Origin of the sequence: uncultured Paenibacillus sp. (assembly GCF_963515335.1) — a bacterium.
Taxonomy (GTDB): domain Bacteria; phylum Bacillota; class Bacilli; order Paenibacillales; family Paenibacillaceae; genus Paenibacillus_I.
Genome location: NZ_CAUPYC010000007.1, coordinates 18,093 through 36,695 on the forward strand (window position 1 = coordinate 18,093; position 18,603 = coordinate 36,695).

Below are 18,603 nucleotides of genomic sequence, written 5' to 3' on the forward strand. Positions count from 1 at the left end.
TCGCTTGCGCTCTCGCCGGCGGATTCCGTTGCTTGAACGGCTTCGTTTTCCTGTACTTTGGTTTCTTCTGACATTGAACTTACCTCCTCGATTCATACGCCAACTTAAATCAACTTTATTTAAACCTGACGAAGCCGAATGAAACACGCCTCGCAGGATTTAAAAAGAAAAGATGGATCATACCGGTTGCCGCGGCTTGCCCGCCGCCAGTTCGTAAATGCGTTTCATAATCAGGTCGGTCGCCCTTCCGAGCGGATCGGTTCCGTCGCCATCCCGAAAAGCGGATAAATCGACGGGCTTGCCGTATCGGATGACCGTTCTCCGGAACAGCCGGTAGCGTCCGACGATCGCGACCGGAATGACGACCGCTCCGCTGCGCAGCGCCAGCATGGCCGCGCCTTTTTTGCCCATGCCGCCCTCGCTTGACGCACTGCGGGTTCCTTCGGGAAAAATGCCCATTACGTGGCCGTCTTTAAGCAACTGAAGGGACAGCTTGATCGATTCCTTGCTGACGCCGCCCCGCTTGACCGGGAAAGCGCCGAGCTCGCGAAGGAAAGCGCCGAACGGCTTGAAAGCGAACAGCTCGGCTTTCGCCATGTAATGGACCTTGCGTCCCACCCTGATGCCTACGGTCGGCGGATCAAGCAGGCTGATATGGTTCGAGCACAGCAGCACGGGACCCGAGACCGGAATATTGTCCAGCCCTTCGGCCTTCAGCCTGAAAAGCAGCGTATAGATGACGTTAAGGAGAAACCGGCAGACGCGGTATAACATAATTTACTTCGCCTCCCCCAATTTGGTTCGGCCGAAGTGCGCAATCCTGTCCACGACCTCGTCGATCGACAGCCGCGTGCTGTCGAGCAGAACGGCGTCATCCGCGCGGACGAGCGGCGAGACTTCGCGCTGCTCATCCGTCCGGTCGCGTTCCGCGATCTCGCGTTCCAGCGTCGCCAGCGGTATGCCCTGGGCTTCCCCGATTTCCTTGTAGCGGCGGAGCGCGCGCTCTTCGACGGAGGCGGTGAGAAACACCTTAAGCTCGGCATCCGGCAGCACATGCGAACCGATGTCGCGGCCGTCCATGACGACGCCTTTGGCGGCGGCGAGTTCACGCTGCATCTCGACGAGCCGAAGCCTGACGGCTTCCACCGCGGCGACCGCCGAAACCGATTGCGTGACGTCCCGCGAACGGATCGCCTCCGTTACGTCCTCGCCGTTCAGATAAACCCGCTGGACGGGATCGCCTGGCTCCAGCCGGATATCGAGCTCCGCGGCCAGCTTCCCGAGCCGGCAGGCATCGCCCGCATCGATCCCATGCCTGAGAGCCGCAAGGGTCACCGCCCGGTACATGGCCCCGGTATCGATATACAGATAGCCGAAACGGCGGGCAACCTTACGCGCCACCGTACTCTTCCCCGCTCCGGCGGGCCCGTCGATCGCAATATTGATGCTTTTCGCCCGATCGTGCTGCTCCATCGTCGACAACGAATGATCCCTCCAGCTATCGGGTCGCGGCGCGGATCGATCAACCGCAATCATCAACCCTCAAGAAAAAAGCAGGCACGGCCTGCGAACGTGAAAATTATACCACAAGCCTGGGGCGGATGCAAAAACCGTCAGCGGAAACGGGACGCCCTTCCAGCCGCTCCGTTTCCGACAAAATTCGTCTGACACCGTCGAAACGAAGCGCCGCTTGCGCCACAAACAGGGCCGCCAGCAGCGCCGCGATACAAAGGCATATTTTGGTGCAAACGGCGTCCGCCCGCGCGAGCCGGGCCTTGTTCCGTCCCCTTTCATTCTCTTGCATGGGCTCATTCGCCTTCATTGCCGATTCCCACCCCAGGCCGTTTTCCGGCTAATATTTCCATGGTCCGGCGGTCTTATGCGCCATAGTCCGAATGAACCAATTGCCGTACATCATCTTTTTCTGAATTCCAGCTGCCGCTCGAAGCAGTAACGGATAATTTTCTGGCGCTCGCCGTCGGTAATCTCGTTAAACTTGGCCATCACCTGATTGCGTCCCGTTTCGAGCGGTTTCACGCGCACGACCTCGATTTTGAAGCTGGCGTGCTCGACGGAGCCGTTCTTGTAGGGCAGCAGCAGCCAGCAATCGAGGATATCCGCCGTCTTCAGCTGCCACTTTCCTTCGGAAATAAACGAGATGCCGCCCCCGCCGACGTCATCGGTCAGGGCCAGGAAGCGGACATGCTCGGACAGCTTCACCGAAATTTCCAGCTCGGCCGCCACGCGCAAAAAGCTTCGGCGCTGGACCTTGGTGATCGATTCCGTATCCGGCTTCTCCACGGCGACCAGCCGGACGACCTCTTCCTTGAAGCCGAGCACGTGCGTGCTGAAGTAGTTTTTCACGCCGCCCTCGGTAATAAAGTAAGCCGACAGCTCCTCGCCGAGAAACAATCTTTTGAGACGGCCGGTTTTGTCATCGATCGGGATCTCGATCATCATCCGGTCGTCGTCCATATCCGCGATGCGGGACTTGTATTCGATTTTGGCTTCTTCCTCGTCCGACGAAGCCACTTGCAGAAACAACGTCTGGTTCACTTTCGGCAGCAATTCGGCTCCTCCCCCCGTATGCATCGATTATAGCACGGGAGTCGGGATTTGAACCACTCAGATCCGTTCTATTTTTTCCTCGATTCCGGTATCCGCATTGACGAAAATCCGGTAATCGCCGCCGTTGATGCTGCCCCTGAACTCGTAACAGAGCACTTCCTCGCGAAGCTCGTTCTCGATCAGCGAGAGCCTCATTCCCGTCGTCCGGAAGGAAGGATTCAGCAGCTTGCGCGCCTCCTTTTCGGAAATTCGCGGCTTGGGCAGCTTGCGATCATGCCGCTCATAGACGAAATCCGCGGCCTGCAGGCCGACGACCTGTCCGTTGTCCAGCGCCACCTTCACCGTAAGCTTCTCGGGATAAACGACGACTCCGCCATGGACCGATGCATACGTAATGTTGAGCGAATTGTCGGCGTCGTCGTAGCTGATCGCCTCCATATCCGGGTAACCCCGGCTTGCCAAGAAACGCCGCGCCTCTTCCTCCGCTTCTCTCGCCGATACGTTCCGGGATTTGCCCGTATCGCGCGGGTCCATAAACCAGATCAGCTTGCCGCCCTGCTTCGTAAAGTCCATCTGGATGTTCCGGCCGTTGCCGGCCGCAACCGTTGCGGAATACGATTCGTATTCCGTCCCTTTCGCGTTCTCGGTCACCTTTACCGCGCCCGAATCGCGAAGGCCCAGGAATTTCGCCGTTTTGCGCGCGATTTCCTGCGGTTCCAGCTTGTCGCCGGTCAGCATCCGAGGCGTGCGCTTCTCGTACAGGGCCGAAACGGAAGGCCCCCAATCGAGTTCGGGATACTCGCTCACCTTTTTTTCCATCGTCTTGAAGCCGTCGATAATGGTGTTGTCGCTCGGTGTCCGCTCGGAAGCGAGCGCGAGCTCCACATCCATCCAGCGCAGGTTGTCTTGCAGCACCTTCGCCTGCATTTTCCGCAGGTCGGCCGATATCTCCTGCGAATTTTTATAGAGCGTCTTCAGCGTGGCATACTCCTTGTCCGTGAGCGGCTGCTTCGTCAGATCGCGGACCGATGTCCGATAGGAGAAATTGGCGATTTTCGACAAAAACTCCTCCGTGGTGCTGAAAGGCAGCAGTGTCAGCGGCAGCTGATTGATCTCGTTCTGCGCTTCGCTCGTAATGCGCCAAACGTTGACCAAGCCCTTCCGGTGATAAGACTGTGACGTCGAATTGACCGCCAGCGTGTTGCCAAGCTGCTCGTTCAACTTGTCCATGTGGTAGCTCAAATCATGAAAAGCCCGCTGGTACTGGTTTTCCGCCTTCAGCAAAACACTGTTCTTCTCCTGGTGCTCCTGATATCCCCAATAGACCGAGCCGATCAGGAACAAAGACACGATGGGAAACAGCACGGCGCTTAATCTCGCATACATATGGCAAAAGCTCCTTTCGTTCACAAACCTGGTGTTAGTGTGGTTTGCCGAAAGGAGCTTTATGCATGGGCGCCGTTCAAGACGGCTGTTCTTCGATTTCGAAATCTTCGCGATTGTCGCAAAGGCACATCTTGAAGCCCGTATCGATCTTGTCCTTCTCTTTTTTTCCGCGCAGGACAAACCGCTCGCCGCATATATTGCATCGAATTTTGACCTTGACTCTCGCTGGTTCCATCGCGTTCCTCCCGCCAGGCTTGGTATCGCGGCGTGTGCCGTTTCTCCTAGCCAGTATATACGGAAACGCTACAATTTAACCTGCTCTTCCCGCGTCATCAGACGGAACGGCGAACGGGCATTGGCCCGTTTGATTTTCAGCGCGCCGCGCACCCACAAATACGCCATTAGCGGTACGATGAGCCACATCCAGTTCGACTTGACGGTCAGCATGATGTAATCGTAAAGTCCGTGCCAGAAAAAAGGCAGGAGCAGCGACAAGGTCAAATAATAAAGCGAGCGGTTCGCGGTAAACTTCGCTTTGCCGATGTAGTAGCCCATGATGACGCCGAACAGGGCATGTCCGGAAACCGGCAGCAGCGCGCGGACGAGCAGCGTGCCGAACGTGGCGGGCTGCAGGATGGCGTACAGTACGTTCTCAAGCGTCGCAAAGCCGAGCGCCGCGGCCGCCGCATAGACGATGCCGTCGTAAGGCTCGTCGAACTCGGTGTGATTGTAAATCATATGATATACCAGGAACCATTTGATCAGCTCCTCCACGCCTGACGAAACGATGAAGCTGAACACAAAAGGACTCTCGCCGAGCCAGAGCGTGAGCCCCCGCTGCAGAACGGCAATCGGAAACACGATCAGCATGCCGAGCACAAAAAGGCGGATCACCATATGGATCGGCTCGGCGTCATAACGGTCCTTCAAATATAAATACGTCAGCAGCGAAACGCCGGGCGCGACGGCTGCGGTCAGAATAGAAAACAACAGCATGACGGCCGAACCTCCTCTCCCCTTCGTCTGCGGCCTCTCACACCCAGCCCCGATAACGGACCGCTTCGGCGGTTTTGCGCACGCCGGCCATATAAGCGGCAAGCCGCATATCGACCCTGCGCGTCCGATGCAGCTCGTATACGTCCCGGAAGCCGCGAACCATCATGGCGCGCAGCTTGTCGTCCACTTCGCGTTCCGTCCAATAATAGCCTTGATTGTTTTGCACCCACTCGAAATACGACACGATGACGCCGCCCGCGCTCGCGAGCACGTCGGGGACGAGCAGCACGCCCCGGTCGTGCAGCATATGGGTCGCTTCCAGCGTCGTCGGCCCGTTGGCCGCCTCGACGATCGTTTTCGCCTTGATCCGGGCCGCGTTGGCCGCCGTTATCTGGTTCTCGATCGCCGCCGGCACCAGCACGTCGCATTCGAGCTCAAGCAGTTCCTCATTACTGAGCGTGTCCTTGAACAGGTTGGTAACCGCTCCGAACGAATCGCGCCGGTCGAGCAGATGCGGAATGTCGAGTCCTTCCGGATCGTGCAACGCGCCGTGCACGTCGGATATGCCGACGACCTTTGCTCCCGCCTCGTGCATGAATTTGGCCAGAAAGCTGCCGGCGTTGCCGAAGCCCTGCACCGCTATACGGGCTCCTTGCAGCGGAATGCCCGACGCCGCCAGCGCCTCCTCGATCATGATCGTCACGCCCCGCGCCGTGGCCGTCTCACGGCCGTGCGATCCGCCGAGCACGAGCGGCTTGCCGGTGATGAAGCCAGGCGAGTCGAACTCCCTGATCCGGCTGTATTCATCCATCATCCAGGCCATGATCTGGGAATTCGTCATCACGTCGGGAGCGGGAATATCCTTCGTCGGTCCGACGATCTGGCTGATCGCGCGGACGTACCCCCTGCTCAGCCGCTCAAGCTCGCGAAACGACATGCGCCGCGGATCGCATATGACCCCGCCTTTGCCGCCGCCGTACGGCAGATCGGCAATCCCGCATTTCAGCGTCATCCATATCGACAACGCCTTCACCTCTTCAGCCGTTACGCCCGGGTGAAAACGGACGCCTCCCTTCGTCGGTCCGACGGCATCGTTGTGCTGGGCCCGGAAGCCGGTGAACACCTGCGTCGATCCGTCGTCCATACGGACCGGAATACGAACCGTCATCATCCGCATCGGCTCGCGGAGCAGGTCCACCATCTCCTTGCCGTAGCCGAGCGAGAGCAGCGCTTGTTCGATAACCGTTTGGGTAGCTTGCAGCATCAAATCATGATTTTGTGCGGACACGAATCGAGACACCATCCTTTGGCAGTTCAAAGCGGATAGAAGCGGGTTGGGTCAGTGACGAGTTTGTAACGAGTTTCTGCGGACAAACAGAAAAGAGCGACCTCGGACGGCTGGCCGCCCGGGATGCTCTTCCGGATAAGTTAAGATTCGAAATGAGTGCAAATTTCGCGAACGGCGCCGGACGGAATGACGATCTTGCCGTATTCCTCAAGCACCGCCGACGTGACGGATGTCGCGTCTCCGTATTCCGCAAGCAGCGCGATAACCGCCTGAATGCGGGATGGCTCTGCGCCGGCCGGATCAAAGGCCAGCATATATTTGCCGCGGTACGCATAAAGCCGGCCGTCTTCGGTCAAGCCCGACGAAAGCAGCTGCCTGCTGACCGAAATGACATCCTCGAAATCCCGGAATGCGTACATCACGACATCGGTTTGCTCAAGGGTAACTTCCATCTCATACACGTCTTCGTCCTGCTCGTCGTCGCTTCCCGGATAATCCCCGTGCTGCGTATCGGCCTTGCCGCGGGTGACGATCACGACCATGCCTTGTGCCGGGAGGGCGAACACTTCGACCGCAAGAGGGCCGCTGGCATCGAAACCGAGCTCGCTGTAAGCCTGATCCATCATCTCGCTGAACAGCTCGTGAACCTTCGGTATTTCCCGCCACATGTCATCCTTCTGTATTCCCCGTTCCAGGAGGTCGTCGAACGTCAGGAAAATCCGAATCTTGTCCTGACTGAGCCGCTCGATCTTCATGCTGGCATCCCCCCTCTGCAGCATCGGTTATAACAGCGTATGAGCCGTCATACAATATGTGATTAAAATAAAAAGACTATGTAACTATGTTATCATGTCTTACCCCGAAATGCACTAGCATACGCAAAAATCCGCAGATGCACGAAAGACCGGCGCCCGCTTCGCATAGCGGACGGCGGCCCTTCGCTCGAATCGTCAGTGGGACGCGGAAGAGGATGCAGACAGGATGCGTTCAGCCTCTCTTTTCACCTCGGGATCGCTTTTCACCATCGATTCGATGGTGTCCCAGGAATTCCCGTCGGCATGGGCCGCCGCAGCCGTTTGCTTGCGCTTCGGCTCGGGGCCGAACTTGCGGTTCAGCGCCGTTTCGATCAGCCTGCCTTTCATCCCCGACATGAGGTCGCCCGCAGCGCTGCCCGCCCAAGCGAAGGCGCCGGGGCGCTTCCTGGAAAAGTACGCGGCCGCGGCAACGCCGACGATGCCTCCCATTATAAAACCGTTCCATTTCATGACGGTAGCCTCCTTGATTGCGATTCGTTCCCTCGTCCCTATTCTGCCCTCTCTCCGCCCGGCCATCCGGCTTAAATTTTAGGAAAACGGTAGCTGGCGGCTTCCGGACGGTAAGTGATACAATGAATAAGTTTCAGAAACGGAGGAGACCCGATGACAAAGACACCCATGCTGCTTGCGTCCGCGCTGGCGCTGATGCTGGCCGCCGGCTGCGGATCCAATGGACAGAACGCGCCGGGAGCCGCTGTGCCGGAGGCTCCGGCGCAGAAGAATATCGGCAACGGCGCAGCGGAGCCGCCTCCGGATGCGGCCGCCGAATCCGGAAATGACGGTCCGGACGCAAGCGGAACAGACAACGGCGAAAGCGGCTCGGGCAGCTCGGGCGCAACGGGGAACGCAGCGGAAGCCCCGAACGGGAAGAGCGCCGCCGGGGGCAAGGGACAGCCGGCGGCCAACGAGCTGTCTGCCGCGCCGAAAGAGCCGCAGTACCGGATGAATAAAGCTTACCGGTTCGAGGCAATCGCGCCGGGCGCGCCGGACAAAGTCGTGCTGCTCACGTTCGATGACGGCCCGAAGGAGAAGAAGCAGCTGACGAGCATGCTGGACACGCTGGACAAACATAATGCCAAAGCGGTGTTTTTCGTCAACGGCTACCGCGTGAAGCAAAACCCCGATCTGCTCAAGCTGATCGCAGAGCGGGGCCAAACGATCGGCAATCATGCCTGGGATCATATCAATCTGAAGAAAGAAAGCAAGGCGAACGTCCGCAAGCAGATCGGCGATGTCCAGGCGCTCGTCGAGAAGCTGACCGGGGAGAAGCCGAGAATGTTCCGCGCGCCCTTCGGTGCGGGAGGCGACGCCGTCAAAGCGGTCGCAGCCAGCGAACAAATGCTGTATATGACCTGGTCGAACGGATCGCTCGACTGGGACAAAAGCACAAAGGATAAGCCGGACGCCGTAATCGCGAACGTCATGAAGCAGCTGCACCCGGGAGCCAATATCCTGATGCATGAGCTGCCCTGGACCGCAAGCGCGCTTGAGAAGCTTCTCACCGAACTGGAAGCCAACGGCTACGGCTTCATCGATCCGGCCACGATCGAATTGCCCGGAGCGGCATCCCCGGCACCGGCCCGATCGAAGGCTTCCGGTGCGCATGCGGCGCCTTAACGCGCTATCGCCGTCCGGACGCGCCGCTTCGCAAAATGAAAAGATGCGATTCGGAAGGCGCCATGAAACGAAGCGGCAGGCCCGTCGTGCCGAAGCCGCAACTGACGAACAGCCGGGGGGCGTGCTCCCCGGTTTGTTTGTGCCGCGCCAATGCGAACCAGCCGCTCCTGTAGCGGCGCGCCGCTTTTACCGGGTGCCAGCCGCCGGTAAACGGCAGCACGATCTGGCCTCCGTGCGTATGGCCCGACAGGATAAGATCGATCTTGCCGGCCGTATCGGCCGTTAGCTTGTCGGCGATTGCCGGATCATGCGCCAAGAGCAGCGTAAAGACGCCGTCAAAGCCACCGCCCCCGTCGACCGGATCGGCCAGCGCCGCTTTCACGCGGTCGCGGCGGCTTTTCGCATCGTCGATGCCGGCCAGCCGGAAGCGGCTGCCGTCCGCCTGTTCGAGCAGCACCGACTCGTTGGCGAGCACCTTTACCCTTTCCTCACGCAGCAGAACGTCCAACTCGCGGATGCGATCGTCGTAATCGTTGTTGCCGTAAACCGCATAGACCGGGCCCAGTTCGGACAGCGCCCGCAGGTTTCTCCCCGTCCGCTCCAGCGGCACCCCTTTCTCCCGAATATCGCCGCCCACCAGCACGAGATCGGCGCCGCCCGCCTCCTCCACCGACCGTATCAGCTTGGGCGGGACGGTGCGGCGGTGCAAATCGCTGATAAAAAAAATACGCGTCCCGTCAAAGGACGCAGGCAAACGCGGCAGAAACACATCTTCCTTAACGACCGCAGTCCGAAACGCTTCATATGCCATTCTGACCGCCAGCCCCCCGGCCGCCCCGGCCGCAATCGCCACAGGCCAAAGCATTGCGCTTCGCCCCTCTCCGCATTATTGGTTCCCCGCCAGCTCCCGCCCGAACAGAAACAGGACGGAGGCGAGCACAAGAAACAGAAAAATGAGCGTATTGTAAAACCATTTCGCCATTTGCTGCTTGTTCGACGGATGCTTCATCCGGCGCGGGGGCAGGTTCGCCCCGTTCTTCAAGCCCTGCCGTCCCGGCTGTGCCGGTTTTCCTTTCCGTGCGCTTCGGCTGCGGGGTTTCATCGTCTCTTCTTGCCTTAATTCGTTCATGCTTCCCTCCGAAAACGTATGATCAGGCCCATTGCCGCGTCCACGGCGAAATGCGCCAGCACAGGCGCCCAAAGCGTTCCGGTTTCCTCGTAAATCCACCCCAGGCCGTAGCTGATGGAGAAAACGAGGCCGGTCGGAATCCAGTGGCGCAAATAGCGCACATGAATCGCCGCGAAAATGATACTGGTCCAATAGGGGCCGAATGAACGCTGAACGGCCCCGCGAAACAGCAGCTCCTCGCAGATCGAAACGACGAGCGAAATAAGCAAAATATGCCAGACGGGCCGGCCGCGGAACAAGCGGTCGTTGACGCCGCCGTCGTCGGCCGCTTCCTCCGGTATCCAGCGGGACAAAAGCAGATCGACCGCGATGACGGCCGTTCCCAGTCCGAGTCCCCAATACACGAATTCCATCCCCTGCGGTACGTTCCATAAAGAAATCGGGTTTTGCCGCTGAAAAAAAATCCAGATCAAGCCGATAACAAGAGTAAGGGCCTGCGTCGCATACAGATTAATGAGAAGCATCCGATCGTTCAACTGGTCGACGGTTACTTTGCGAATCTTGATGTTTTTCAAGTCGAATTTTTTCATAATATCCGCCTATATTTCTTTTTTCTTCATCTTACTCTATACTAACCACTATCCGGCCCGAAGGAGACTGTCATGGAGAAGCGATTGACCCGTACCGAAATGTTATTCAGCCTTGGCTTTATCTTTATGCTGATCGTTGCCGTAGCGGCTTTTTTTGTCGGCGTCAAGGTCGGAGCGGAAAAAACCGAAGCCAGATACGTGCCCGGCGACAAATTAAACGGAGAAGCCGAGCTGAAGGTTACAGCCTACCAGCAGCAGGATCTGGTTTCTTTCTATCATACCGTATTTTTGCCCTATCGTGAATTTGTGGTCGAATGGGTCGCCGCGATCGAGAAAATGAAAGCCGGCCTGTCGACCGAGCCGTCGTCCCAGCTGAAGGAGCTTTCGGCGCTCGCGGACAAGCAGTACGCGGAAGCGTCCCAAGCCGCCGTGTCCCGCGTATCGCCGCTGCTGGTCGAATCGCAAACGAATGTGCTCAAGAGCCTGAAGCTGTTCGCGCAAGCCGCCGACCGGCTCGAACCGGCAGCGCGTTCCGAGGGCGCCGCCAGGACGGTCGCGCTGATCGGCCAAGACGCCTATTACAGGCAAGGGCTGGAGCTCGCTCTGACCGCCCAGCAGCAGTACTATACCGCCATGCTGAAATGGAGCTCATCGCTCGATCCGGACCTGCCGGCCGATTTCGAGGCGACGGGCATCATGGAACTCGAAGCCTGGAAATCGCTGCCGCTGGTCGTCAAGAATAAGCTGATGGCCGACCGGCTCGCACGGCGCAAGCTGCTTACCGCCTATTATCCGCAGGATTTAGCGGCTCGCGTGGATCTGTTCGTATCAACGGGCCAGGCGGCCAAAATGCGGATCAAATCGATTGATGCGATCGTCGACCTGCTGATCGGCACGGAAGCGGTCCGGAGCGGCGATTTCGCCGCGAACAAAGCGCGCTTCTACGGCAAAGAGTTGCTGCCTCAGCTGCCCTTCTTCATTTCTTGACGAGGGATATCGTCCTTCGGATTTATGGCCCAATAATAACGAAATTTTCACATTTCAGCAAGTTTGCCGATTGCAATTGCCCGCTCCATTGTTATAATAAGAAGGGTTGAAGCACGCGTCGGCAGACATATCCGTAACATATGCGCCGGGCGCGCAGCGGAATAGGATTTGCGGAGCGATCTCTCGTCCCGGGCAGGCAACGGCGCCGGGGGCGGGATTTTTTTCCTTTCCATACTCATTGCCATGACTTAGGAGGTTATTGTTCATGTTTAAAGTATTGGTATCGGACCCGATCAGCGATCTCGGCATTCAGCAGCTGGTCGACGCCAGCGACATCGCGATCGATAAGAAACCGGGACTAAGCGAAGACGAGCTGGTCGCCATCATCGGTGAATACGACGCGCTGCTCGTGCGCAGCCAGACTCAGGTCACTGCACGCGTTATGGAAGCCGGCAAGCAGCTTAAGGTAGTCGGCCGCGCGGGCGTAGGCGTCGACAACATCGACCTCGCCGCGGCAACCGAGCGCGGGATCATCGTCATCAATGCGCCTGACGGCAATACGATCACGACGTGCGAGCATACCTTCGCCATGATGATGGCGCTCGCCCGCCATATTCCGCAAGCTTACGCGAAGACCGTCGGCGGCGTATGGGACCGCAAGACGTTCCTCGGCGTCGAGCTTCGCAACAAGAAGCTGGGCGTGCTCGGCATGGGCCGGATCGGCAGCGAGGTGGCCGTTAGAGCGAAGGCGTTCGGCATGGAAATTCTGGCTTACGATCCTTTCCTGACGGAGGAGCGCGCCGCCAAGCTCGGCGTGAAGCTGTCCACGGTCGAGGACATCGTCCGCAATGCCGACTTCATGACGGTTCACACTCCGCTTACGCCGGAAACGCGCCATATGATCGCTCGCCCTCAGTTCGAGATCATGAAGCCGGGCATGCGCATCGTCAACTGCGCGCGCGGCGGCATCGTCGACGAGCAGGCGCTTGTCGAAGCGATCGACCAGGGCATCGTCGCCGGCGCCGCGTTCGACGTGTTCGAGGCGGAGCCGCCGGCTCCGGACCATCCTTTCCTGAAGCATCCGAAGATTATCGTGACGCCCCATCTGGGCGCTTCCACCGTGGAGGCCCAAGAGAATGTGGCGATCGACGTCTCGGAGCAAGTGCTCCATATTTTACGGGGCGAGCCGTTCAAGAACGCGGTCAACATGCCGCCGATCCCCGGCGACGTCCTGAACAAGCTGCAGCCGTATTTCCTGCTCGGCGAGAAGCTCGGCAGCTTCATCGCCCAGCTTACGGAAGGAGCCGTTCAGGAAATTACGATCAGCTATTCCGGCGATCTGGCCGACGTCGACACGCAGCCGCTCAACCGCTACATCGTAAAAGGCATCCTGTCCCATCATCTCGGCTCGGACCAGGTGAACGTCGTCAACGCGATGCATCTTGCGAAATCGCGCGACGTCAACATCGTTACCCAGAAATCGACCGCCCATAAAGGCTTTACGAACCTCGTCACCGTTTCGCTCAGAACCAAGCAGGAAGAGCGGCTCGTTGCCGGGACGCTGCTGAACGGCTACGGCGCCCGCATCGTACAGATCGACAAATACCCTGTCGACGTAGCGCCGGAAGGCAACCTGATTCTGGTCAGCCACAACGACAAGCCGGGCATCATCGGCCGCGTCGGCACCCTGCTCGGCTCGAACGACGTCAACATCGCCACGATGCAGGTCGGACGGAAGCTCGTAGGCGGCGCGGCGATCATGGTGCTCACGGTCGACAAAGGCGTGCCGAAGGAAGTGCTTTCCGAGGTCGCCAAGCTGCCGGATCTCAATAACGCCAAAGAAATACTGCTCGTTTGACCCTAACCTCACATAACCGGCTGCGCAAAAAACGTCCTGACGCTCCCCTGCGGCAGGACGTTTTTTTGTTCATTCCTCTCCGTCCCATGCAGCATGGCCGGCAGCAAAAAAGCGCGCCCTGCAGAGGGCACGCCGTCGCGCGTATTTATCGCGGATGTTTCACGACCAACAAGAATAAACGCTATCGTTCGGGCGTCTTGGACAGCGCCTTGGTCGCTTCGACAGGAAGCAGCAGCGTGAACGTCGTCCCTTTGCCCAGAACGCTTGCCGCTTCAATCGAGCCGCGGTGCGATTCCACGATGTTTTTGACGATGGCGAGGCCTAGGCCGGTGCCGGAGCTTCCGCCTCGAGTGCGGGCCTTATCGGCCTTGTAGAACCGCTCGAAAATATACGGGATGTCCTCGGCCGGTATGCCCTGCCCCTCGTCAAGCACGGTCAGCTTGACGAACGGTTTGCCTTTGATCGGCACGAGCTCGGCCTCCACCGCGATTTCCGCGCCCTCGGAAGTATGGCGCAGCGCGTTGTCCAGCAGATTGGTCAACACCTGCTCGAGTCGGTCCTCATCCGCGTCCTCCAGCACGATCGTGGCCGGCGGCAAACCATACCGGAACCGGATGCCCCGCTCCTTGGCGTACACGGCGAACTTGCGGTGGACGCGCTTGACGAGCGCCGGCACATCGACGCGCTCGTGCTTCATTTCCAGGTGACCGGCCTCCATCCGCGCCAAATCCAGCAGGTCCTTCACAAGCCGGCCCATACGGAGCGATTCGTCGTGAATGACCTGCACGAGCTCGTTCCGCTCCTCCGGTGATGCCGCGATATCGTCCATCAGCGCTTCGCTGTAGCCTTGCAGCATCGAAAGCGGCGTGCGGATTTCGTGCGACACGTTGGCGACAAAGTCCCGGCGCAGCTTCTCCAGCCGGGACTCCTCCGTCACGTTCCGCAGCACGGCCACCGCCCCCCGGATGCTCTCCTTCGACTTGAGAGGGGCCATCGCCACAGACCAAACTTCGTTCAGCACATGCACCTTGCCGTGCTGGTCGCGGCCTTGCCGCAGCACCGAACGGAACTGCTCGTAGAGAGGCCCGGGCACCGCGCCGTACGGCTTGGCGGCGGACGTTGCGTCGCGCTCCCACTCCAGACCGCTCCATCGCTCCATGATGGCGTCGCCCTGCGGATTCGTCAGAATGACGCTGCCGGAAGCGTCGAACGTGACGACCGCATCGGCCATGCTGCGCAGGACGCTGGATAGATGGTCTTTCTCATGCTGGAGATCGCGGATCAGCTTGTCGACCTCGCCGGCCATATGGTTGAATGTGCCGGCGAGCTCGCCGATCTCGTCGGTCGAACGGATCGGCACCCGCGTCCTGTATTCGCCCTGAGCGATCAGATCGGCCGCCTTCTTCAGCTGCAGGAGCGGCTGGGTGATTTTGAACGACAAAAAAAAAGCGAAGAACGTCGTCAACGAGAACCCGACGATTCCGGTAATGATGAACAGCACCTTGACCTGGTATTGGGAGTTGTTGAACGTAACGTCGATATAACGCAGCAGGAAAATGCCGACGATAATCAACACGACGGCCACCAGCACCATGATGGTTGCCCATAGCTTGCCTACGACGCTGCGCAGAAAACGAAAAACCATTTATTTCGGCACCTCAAGCTTGTAGCCGACGCCCCAAACCGTCGTAATCATCGACGCCGCTTCCGGCGATACCTTGTTCAGCTTCTCGCGCAGCCGCTTCACATGCGTATCCACCGTCCGCAGGTCGCCGAAAAACTCGTAGTTCCATACATCCTTCAGCAGGTCCTCGCGGGAAAACACCTTGTCCGGCGACACGGCCAGGTAATGGAGCAGCTCGTATTCCTTCGGCGTCAGGCTCACCTCTTGTCCGCCGGCGCTGACGCGGTGCGCGTCATGCTCGATGACGAGATGCGGAAACACGATATTGTTGCTGGAATTCGCCTCTTTGGTGAGGAAAGCCGTGGCCGAAGAGCGCCGGAGAATCGCTTTGACCCGATAAATGACCTCGCGCGGGCTGAACGGCTTGACGACGTAATCGTCGGCCCCGACCTCAAAGCCCTGCACCCGGTTCATCTCCTCGCCCTTCGCGGTCAGCATAATGACCGGTGTCGCCTTGGACTGCCGCAGCCTCGCGCATACTTCGATGCCGTCGATGCCGGGCAGCATCACGTCCAGCAGTATCAGATCGTAGTCGCTCGCCGACGCCAGACGGATCGCCTGTTCGCCGTCCTCCGCCTCCTCGATCGCGTAGCCTTCCTTCTCCAAATACATTTTCAGCAGCCGGCGAATCCGTTCCTCGTCATCGACGACCAGAATCCGGTGAATATGCTCGGACATTACGCACCAACTCTCCTTTTTGCGAACCTAAGTAATCGTCATACTCCGGCGTAGGAATGCAGACCTGCGATAACAAGATTAACCCCGACCAGCGTAAACATGACGACGATAAACCCGATCACGGCGAGCCAGGCCGAGCGCAGCCCCTGCCAGCCGCGCGACAGCCGAAAGTGCAGATAGGCGCTGTAAAAAAGCCAGGTAATGAGCGCCCATACCTCTTTCGGGTCCCATCCCCAGAACCGGCCCCACGCCTGCTCGGCCCAGATCATCGCGAAAATAATCGCGCCGAGCGTGAACACGGGAAACCCGATCGCGATCGAGCGGTACGTAATTTCATCCAAATCCTCCGGATCGATCCCGTCAAGCGCCGGGTGAATAACCGCTGCGATCGGCTTCCGCAGCAGCAGCCGCAGCACACCGTACAAGAGAGTACCCGCAACAATCGACCATACGACCGTGTTCAGCTTGCGCCCGGCGTTGACGCCTTTCATCCACGACGGCGCTTCGAGCAGCGGTTCCCGCATGCCGAGGAAAGAATCCATCTGTTCCACCTCGCTGTTGTAGGGCTTCACGATCGGCGGCATCTTGTACTCGACCCTCATCGTCATTTGATTCTGAACGCCTTTTTGATCAATAGAAATGTCCTCTCGAGTAAAGACGGCTGTATAATCCATGCCGCGGAAGGCGAACACGCTGCCGATGAACGCGATCAGGACGACGATCACGTACAGGGTAAATTCCACCCATCGCTGCGCCCGCCTTGCCGCTTTGTCCGTCTGCTCGAAGTCGACGACCCGCAGCAAATACATCAGGCCGGCCGCAAAGCCTACGGCAAAAAAAGCTTCGCCGAGCGCGGCCGTCGTCACGTGCACCTTCAGCCAATTGGATTGCAGCGCCGGAACGAGCGGCTGTACCTCCTGCGGGAAAACGGCCGCGTAGGCGAGGACGATCACCGCCAGCGGCAAGGTGAACATTCCGAGCAGCGGGGAGCGGTAAATCAGATAGACGATCGTGAAAGCGATCATGATCGCCATGCCGAGAAACGTCATGAACTCATACATATTGCTTGTCGGAATGTGCCCGGCGCCCACCCAGCGTGTGAAGAAAAAGACAAGCTGGGCCGCAAGGCCGAGCGTCGACACGAGGAATGCGATACGCGACCATTTGCGCATGTGCAGGACCGGTTCGCGGTTGCTCCACTTGCGTCCCGCCACGGCAATGACGAAAAACAGAAAAGCAAAACAATACAGGAAAAAAGCGATCATGAATGCGACGCTGCTTACATCCAACCAAGTCACGTCTTGTTCCCTCCGTTATCGAGCGATTTCGGGTCGACCTCGATGCTCATTTTGCGCAGAGCCGCGGCCAGATCCCCCCGCATGCCGTACCAGTTTTTATTCGTATGCGCGCCTACCGACAATGCGCCTTCATCGATCCGCAGCCATATCCGCCGATGGTTCCAGTAAAACCCTAGAATAAGGCCGATCATCGATATCGCGGCTCCGATCCAGACGAACGGCATCGCCCGGTCGATCCGGATATTCAACGTGCTCTCCGGGCCGGTCAATTCGACGCCTTCCATCGAACCCACTTTGAACTCAAACTGGTCCGCCAGCGAACCGTTGATCAAGTCCTGGCTGAATCGCTGCCGGTCCTTTTGCTGCGGGAAGTAAAAATAAGTCGCCCCTTCCGCAGGAAGTCCCGGACCTTTCATCAGGAACAGGAACGCCGGCGCGTTCGGCTCCCGTGAATTGTTGGCAGGTTCGCCGTTCGCGTCAAGCTTGAAATCCATAAACCGGGTAAGGAGCTCCAGGCTGAAAGGGCCAAGCTCGTAGGAGGGCGCCGGATCTTTGACCGACAGCCTGAACGGGCCGTACTTCTCGCCGGTCGTCTTGTCGATCAGAAACGGGCTGACCGCCTTCAGCTTCGGGGTCATATTGAAATTGAACTGGTACGCTTTCAGACCTTTGTAGGACAAAGGGCTGTTGACGATTATATCGTGCGCCGTCAGCTTGCGCAGCTGCGGCTCGCCGATCGTGCCGCAGTTTGCCATGCATTCATACAGCTCCGCCTTCGTCTCGTATTTCTTGGCGCGCGCCTGGCCCTTTAACAGATCCGGCAGCTCCTCGTCCGCGTAGAAATCGACGGTGAAATCGACGTTTTTCAGAAAATAATTCGTCTCCGGCAGCCGGACCTTGTCGCCCGCCGCCACGGTGACATACTCGTCGAGGTACCAGCCGGGAATGCTTCTCGCCAATACGGCCAGCAGAAAAATAATAAGACCGATATGATTGATGTAAGGGCCCCAGCGGCTGAAACGGTTTTTCTCCGCGAGCAGCGCCGATCCGTCCTGATGGACACGATAGCGGCGCCGCTTGAGAGCAGCTGCGAACCGCTCCGTCCATTCCTCCGGATCGCCTTCGATACGAGCCGTGTAAACGACCTTCTGCCTGGCGAGGAAGCGGTGGTGCTTGCGGATTTGCTGCTTGTTCAGCGCCCGGTATAACGGCAGCACCCGGTCGAGACTGCAGATGACGAGCGAGGTGCCGATCATAACAAGCAGGCCGATAAACCACCAGGACTCATATGTGCGGGACAAGCCGAGCGCGTAATAAATTTTCCCTGGCGTGCCGTACGTCTTCTCGTAATAAGTCGGATCGCTGAAATTGACGAACGAGCCTTCCTGCGGGAAAATCGTGCCGAGCGTCGAGGCGAGAAGCGTAAGCACGATGAGCCAGACGGCGATTTTTACGGAGGAGAAAAAATTCCATATCCGGTCAAGAGGTCCGGGATTCGCTTTCTCGGACCGTCGGACGACGCCGTCGTATCGCATTTCCAGCGGCGCATCGGACAGCGCCTCATCGCCCTGGGGCTTGCCGCATGACTCGCAGAGCACGGTTCCGACAGGATTCTGGTGTCCGCACTCGCATTTGGTATTCTGAAACAAAACGGGGGAACCTCCTTCCTTTGAACGTGATGAAAGCGCCGGCGCTTCCTTCGTTCCGGC

At 58.7% G+C, this 18,603-nt stretch carries 20 protein-coding genes; 3 read left to right on the plus strand and 17 right to left on the minus strand.

What is annotated here, in order from left to right; translation table 11 throughout:
* Positions 1-177: 177 nt before the first annotated feature.
* The 10 genes from RWM61_RS04195 to RWM61_RS04240 all read right to left on the minus strand — a co-directional run bounded on the left by RWM61_RS04195 (position 178) and on the right by RWM61_RS04240 (position 7,503).
* A complete protein-coding gene (locus RWM61_RS04195) occupies positions 178-774 on the minus strand; it encodes a lysophospholipid acyltransferase family protein (protein ID WP_313997730.1) in 597 nt (198 codons plus the stop codon).
* A gap of 3 nt (positions 775-777) precedes the next feature.
* On the minus strand, positions 778-1,473 hold the full coding sequence (cmk, locus tag RWM61_RS04200; RefSeq protein ID WP_313997952.1) for a (d)CMP kinase: 696 nt from the start codon (positions 1,471-1,473) through the stop codon (positions 778-780).
* A gap of 106 nt (positions 1,474-1,579) precedes the next feature.
* Positions 1,580-1,822, minus strand: a complete 243-nt coding sequence (locus RWM61_RS04205) for a hypothetical protein (RefSeq protein WP_313997732.1) — start codon at positions 1,820-1,822, stop codon at positions 1,580-1,582.
* A 92-nt stretch (positions 1,823-1,914) separates the two neighbouring features.
* A complete protein-coding gene (locus tag RWM61_RS04210; RefSeq protein WP_313997734.1) occupies positions 1,915-2,568 on the minus strand; it encodes a flagellar brake domain-containing protein in 654 nt (217 codons plus the stop codon).
* A 57-nt stretch (positions 2,569-2,625) separates the two neighbouring features.
* Positions 2,626-3,954, minus strand: a complete 1,329-nt coding sequence (gene ypeB / locus RWM61_RS04215) for a germination protein YpeB (protein WP_313997736.1) — start codon at positions 3,952-3,954, stop codon at positions 2,626-2,628.
* A 76-nt stretch (positions 3,955-4,030) separates the two neighbouring features.
* Positions 4,031-4,189, minus strand: coding sequence for a hypothetical protein (locus tag RWM61_RS04220; RefSeq protein ID WP_313997738.1), 159 nt, complete (start codon positions 4,187-4,189; stop codon positions 4,031-4,033).
* Between the two features lie 68 nt (positions 4,190-4,257).
* The gene (gene prsW, locus RWM61_RS04225) at positions 4,258-4,950 is read right to left on the minus strand and encodes a glutamic-type intramembrane protease PrsW (protein WP_313997740.1); all 693 of its coding nucleotides are present in this window, start codon (positions 4,948-4,950) and stop codon (positions 4,258-4,260) included.
* A 37-nt stretch (positions 4,951-4,987) separates the two neighbouring features.
* The gene (locus RWM61_RS04230) at positions 4,988-6,214 is read right to left on the minus strand and encodes a Glu/Leu/Phe/Val dehydrogenase (RefSeq protein WP_313997955.1); all 1,227 of its coding nucleotides are present in this window, start codon (positions 6,212-6,214) and stop codon (positions 4,988-4,990) included.
* A gap of 164 nt (positions 6,215-6,378) precedes the next feature.
* Entirely contained in the window at positions 6,379-6,993 is a 615-nt protein-coding gene (locus RWM61_RS04235; RefSeq protein WP_313997742.1) for a genetic competence negative regulator, read from the minus strand.
* 195 nt (positions 6,994-7,188) lie between these two features.
* Complete coding sequence (locus tag RWM61_RS04240; protein WP_313997744.1) at positions 7,189-7,503, minus strand: hypothetical protein; 315 nt, start codon at positions 7,501-7,503, stop codon at positions 7,189-7,191.
* A 153-nt stretch (positions 7,504-7,656) separates the two neighbouring features.
* Between RWM61_RS04240 and RWM61_RS04245 the strand changes: the two genes are divergently transcribed.
* Complete coding sequence (locus tag RWM61_RS04245; protein ID WP_313997746.1) at positions 7,657-8,670, plus strand: polysaccharide deacetylase family protein; 1,014 nt, start codon at positions 7,657-7,659, stop codon at positions 8,668-8,670.
* A 4-nt stretch (positions 8,671-8,674) separates the two neighbouring features.
* Here the strand turns inward: RWM61_RS04245 and RWM61_RS04250 are convergent, their stop codons facing one another.
* From RWM61_RS04250 to RWM61_RS04260, 3 genes are read right to left on the minus strand one after another with little or no spacing between them, the layout of a single operon-like run.
* Positions 8,675-9,535: a metallophosphoesterase gene (locus RWM61_RS04250; protein WP_313997749.1), complete on the minus strand. Its 861-nt coding sequence runs from the start codon at positions 9,533-9,535 to the stop codon at positions 8,675-8,677.
* A 21-nt stretch (positions 9,536-9,556) separates the two neighbouring features.
* Positions 9,557-9,799, minus strand: a complete 243-nt coding sequence (locus RWM61_RS04255) for a hypothetical protein (RefSeq protein ID WP_313997751.1) — start codon at positions 9,797-9,799, stop codon at positions 9,557-9,559.
* Positions 9,796-10,389: a type II CAAX endopeptidase family protein gene (locus RWM61_RS04260; RefSeq protein ID WP_313997753.1), complete on the minus strand. Its 594-nt coding sequence runs from the start codon at positions 10,387-10,389 to the stop codon at positions 9,796-9,798. The genes RWM61_RS04255 and RWM61_RS04260 overlap by 4 nt, the downstream gene beginning before the upstream one ends.
* A gap of 72 nt (positions 10,390-10,461) precedes the next feature.
* On the opposite strand from RWM61_RS04260, the gene RWM61_RS04265 reads away from it, so the two are divergent.
* Together RWM61_RS04265 and serA are read left to right on the plus strand one after the other, a co-directional pair.
* The gene (locus RWM61_RS04265; protein ID WP_313997755.1) at positions 10,462-11,376 is read left to right on the plus strand and encodes a hypothetical protein; all 915 of its coding nucleotides are present in this window, start codon (positions 10,462-10,464) and stop codon (positions 11,374-11,376) included.
* A gap of 265 nt (positions 11,377-11,641) precedes the next feature.
* Entirely contained in the window at positions 11,642-13,234 is a 1,593-nt protein-coding gene (gene serA, locus RWM61_RS04270; RefSeq protein WP_313997757.1) for a phosphoglycerate dehydrogenase, read from the plus strand.
* 181 nt (positions 13,235-13,415) lie between these two features.
* On the opposite strand, the gene RWM61_RS04275 is transcribed toward serA, so the two are convergent.
* Genes RWM61_RS04275 through RWM61_RS04290 form a run of 4 tightly spaced genes read right to left on the minus strand, consistent with a single transcriptional unit; the run spans position 13,416 to position 18,543 of the window.
* Positions 13,416-14,879 carry an ATP-binding protein gene (locus tag RWM61_RS04275; RefSeq protein ID WP_313997759.1) on the minus strand — a complete coding sequence of 488 codons (1,464 nt, stop codon included), beginning with the start codon at positions 14,877-14,879 and terminating at the stop codon, positions 13,416-13,418.
* On the minus strand, positions 14,880-15,596 hold the full coding sequence (locus RWM61_RS04280) for a response regulator transcription factor (protein ID WP_313997761.1): 717 nt from the start codon (positions 15,594-15,596) through the stop codon (positions 14,880-14,882).
* Positions 15,597-15,634: 38 nt separating this feature from the next.
* Positions 15,635-16,894: a cytochrome c biogenesis protein CcsA gene (gene ccsA / locus RWM61_RS04285; protein WP_313997764.1), complete on the minus strand. Its 1,260-nt coding sequence runs from the start codon at positions 16,892-16,894 to the stop codon at positions 15,635-15,637.
* Complete coding sequence (locus RWM61_RS04290; RefSeq protein ID WP_313997767.1) at positions 16,891-18,543, minus strand: cytochrome c biogenesis protein ResB; 1,653 nt, start codon at positions 18,541-18,543, stop codon at positions 16,891-16,893. Before RWM61_RS04290 ends, ccsA begins: the two co-directional genes overlap by 4 nt.
* Positions 18,544-18,603 lie beyond the last annotated feature (60 nt).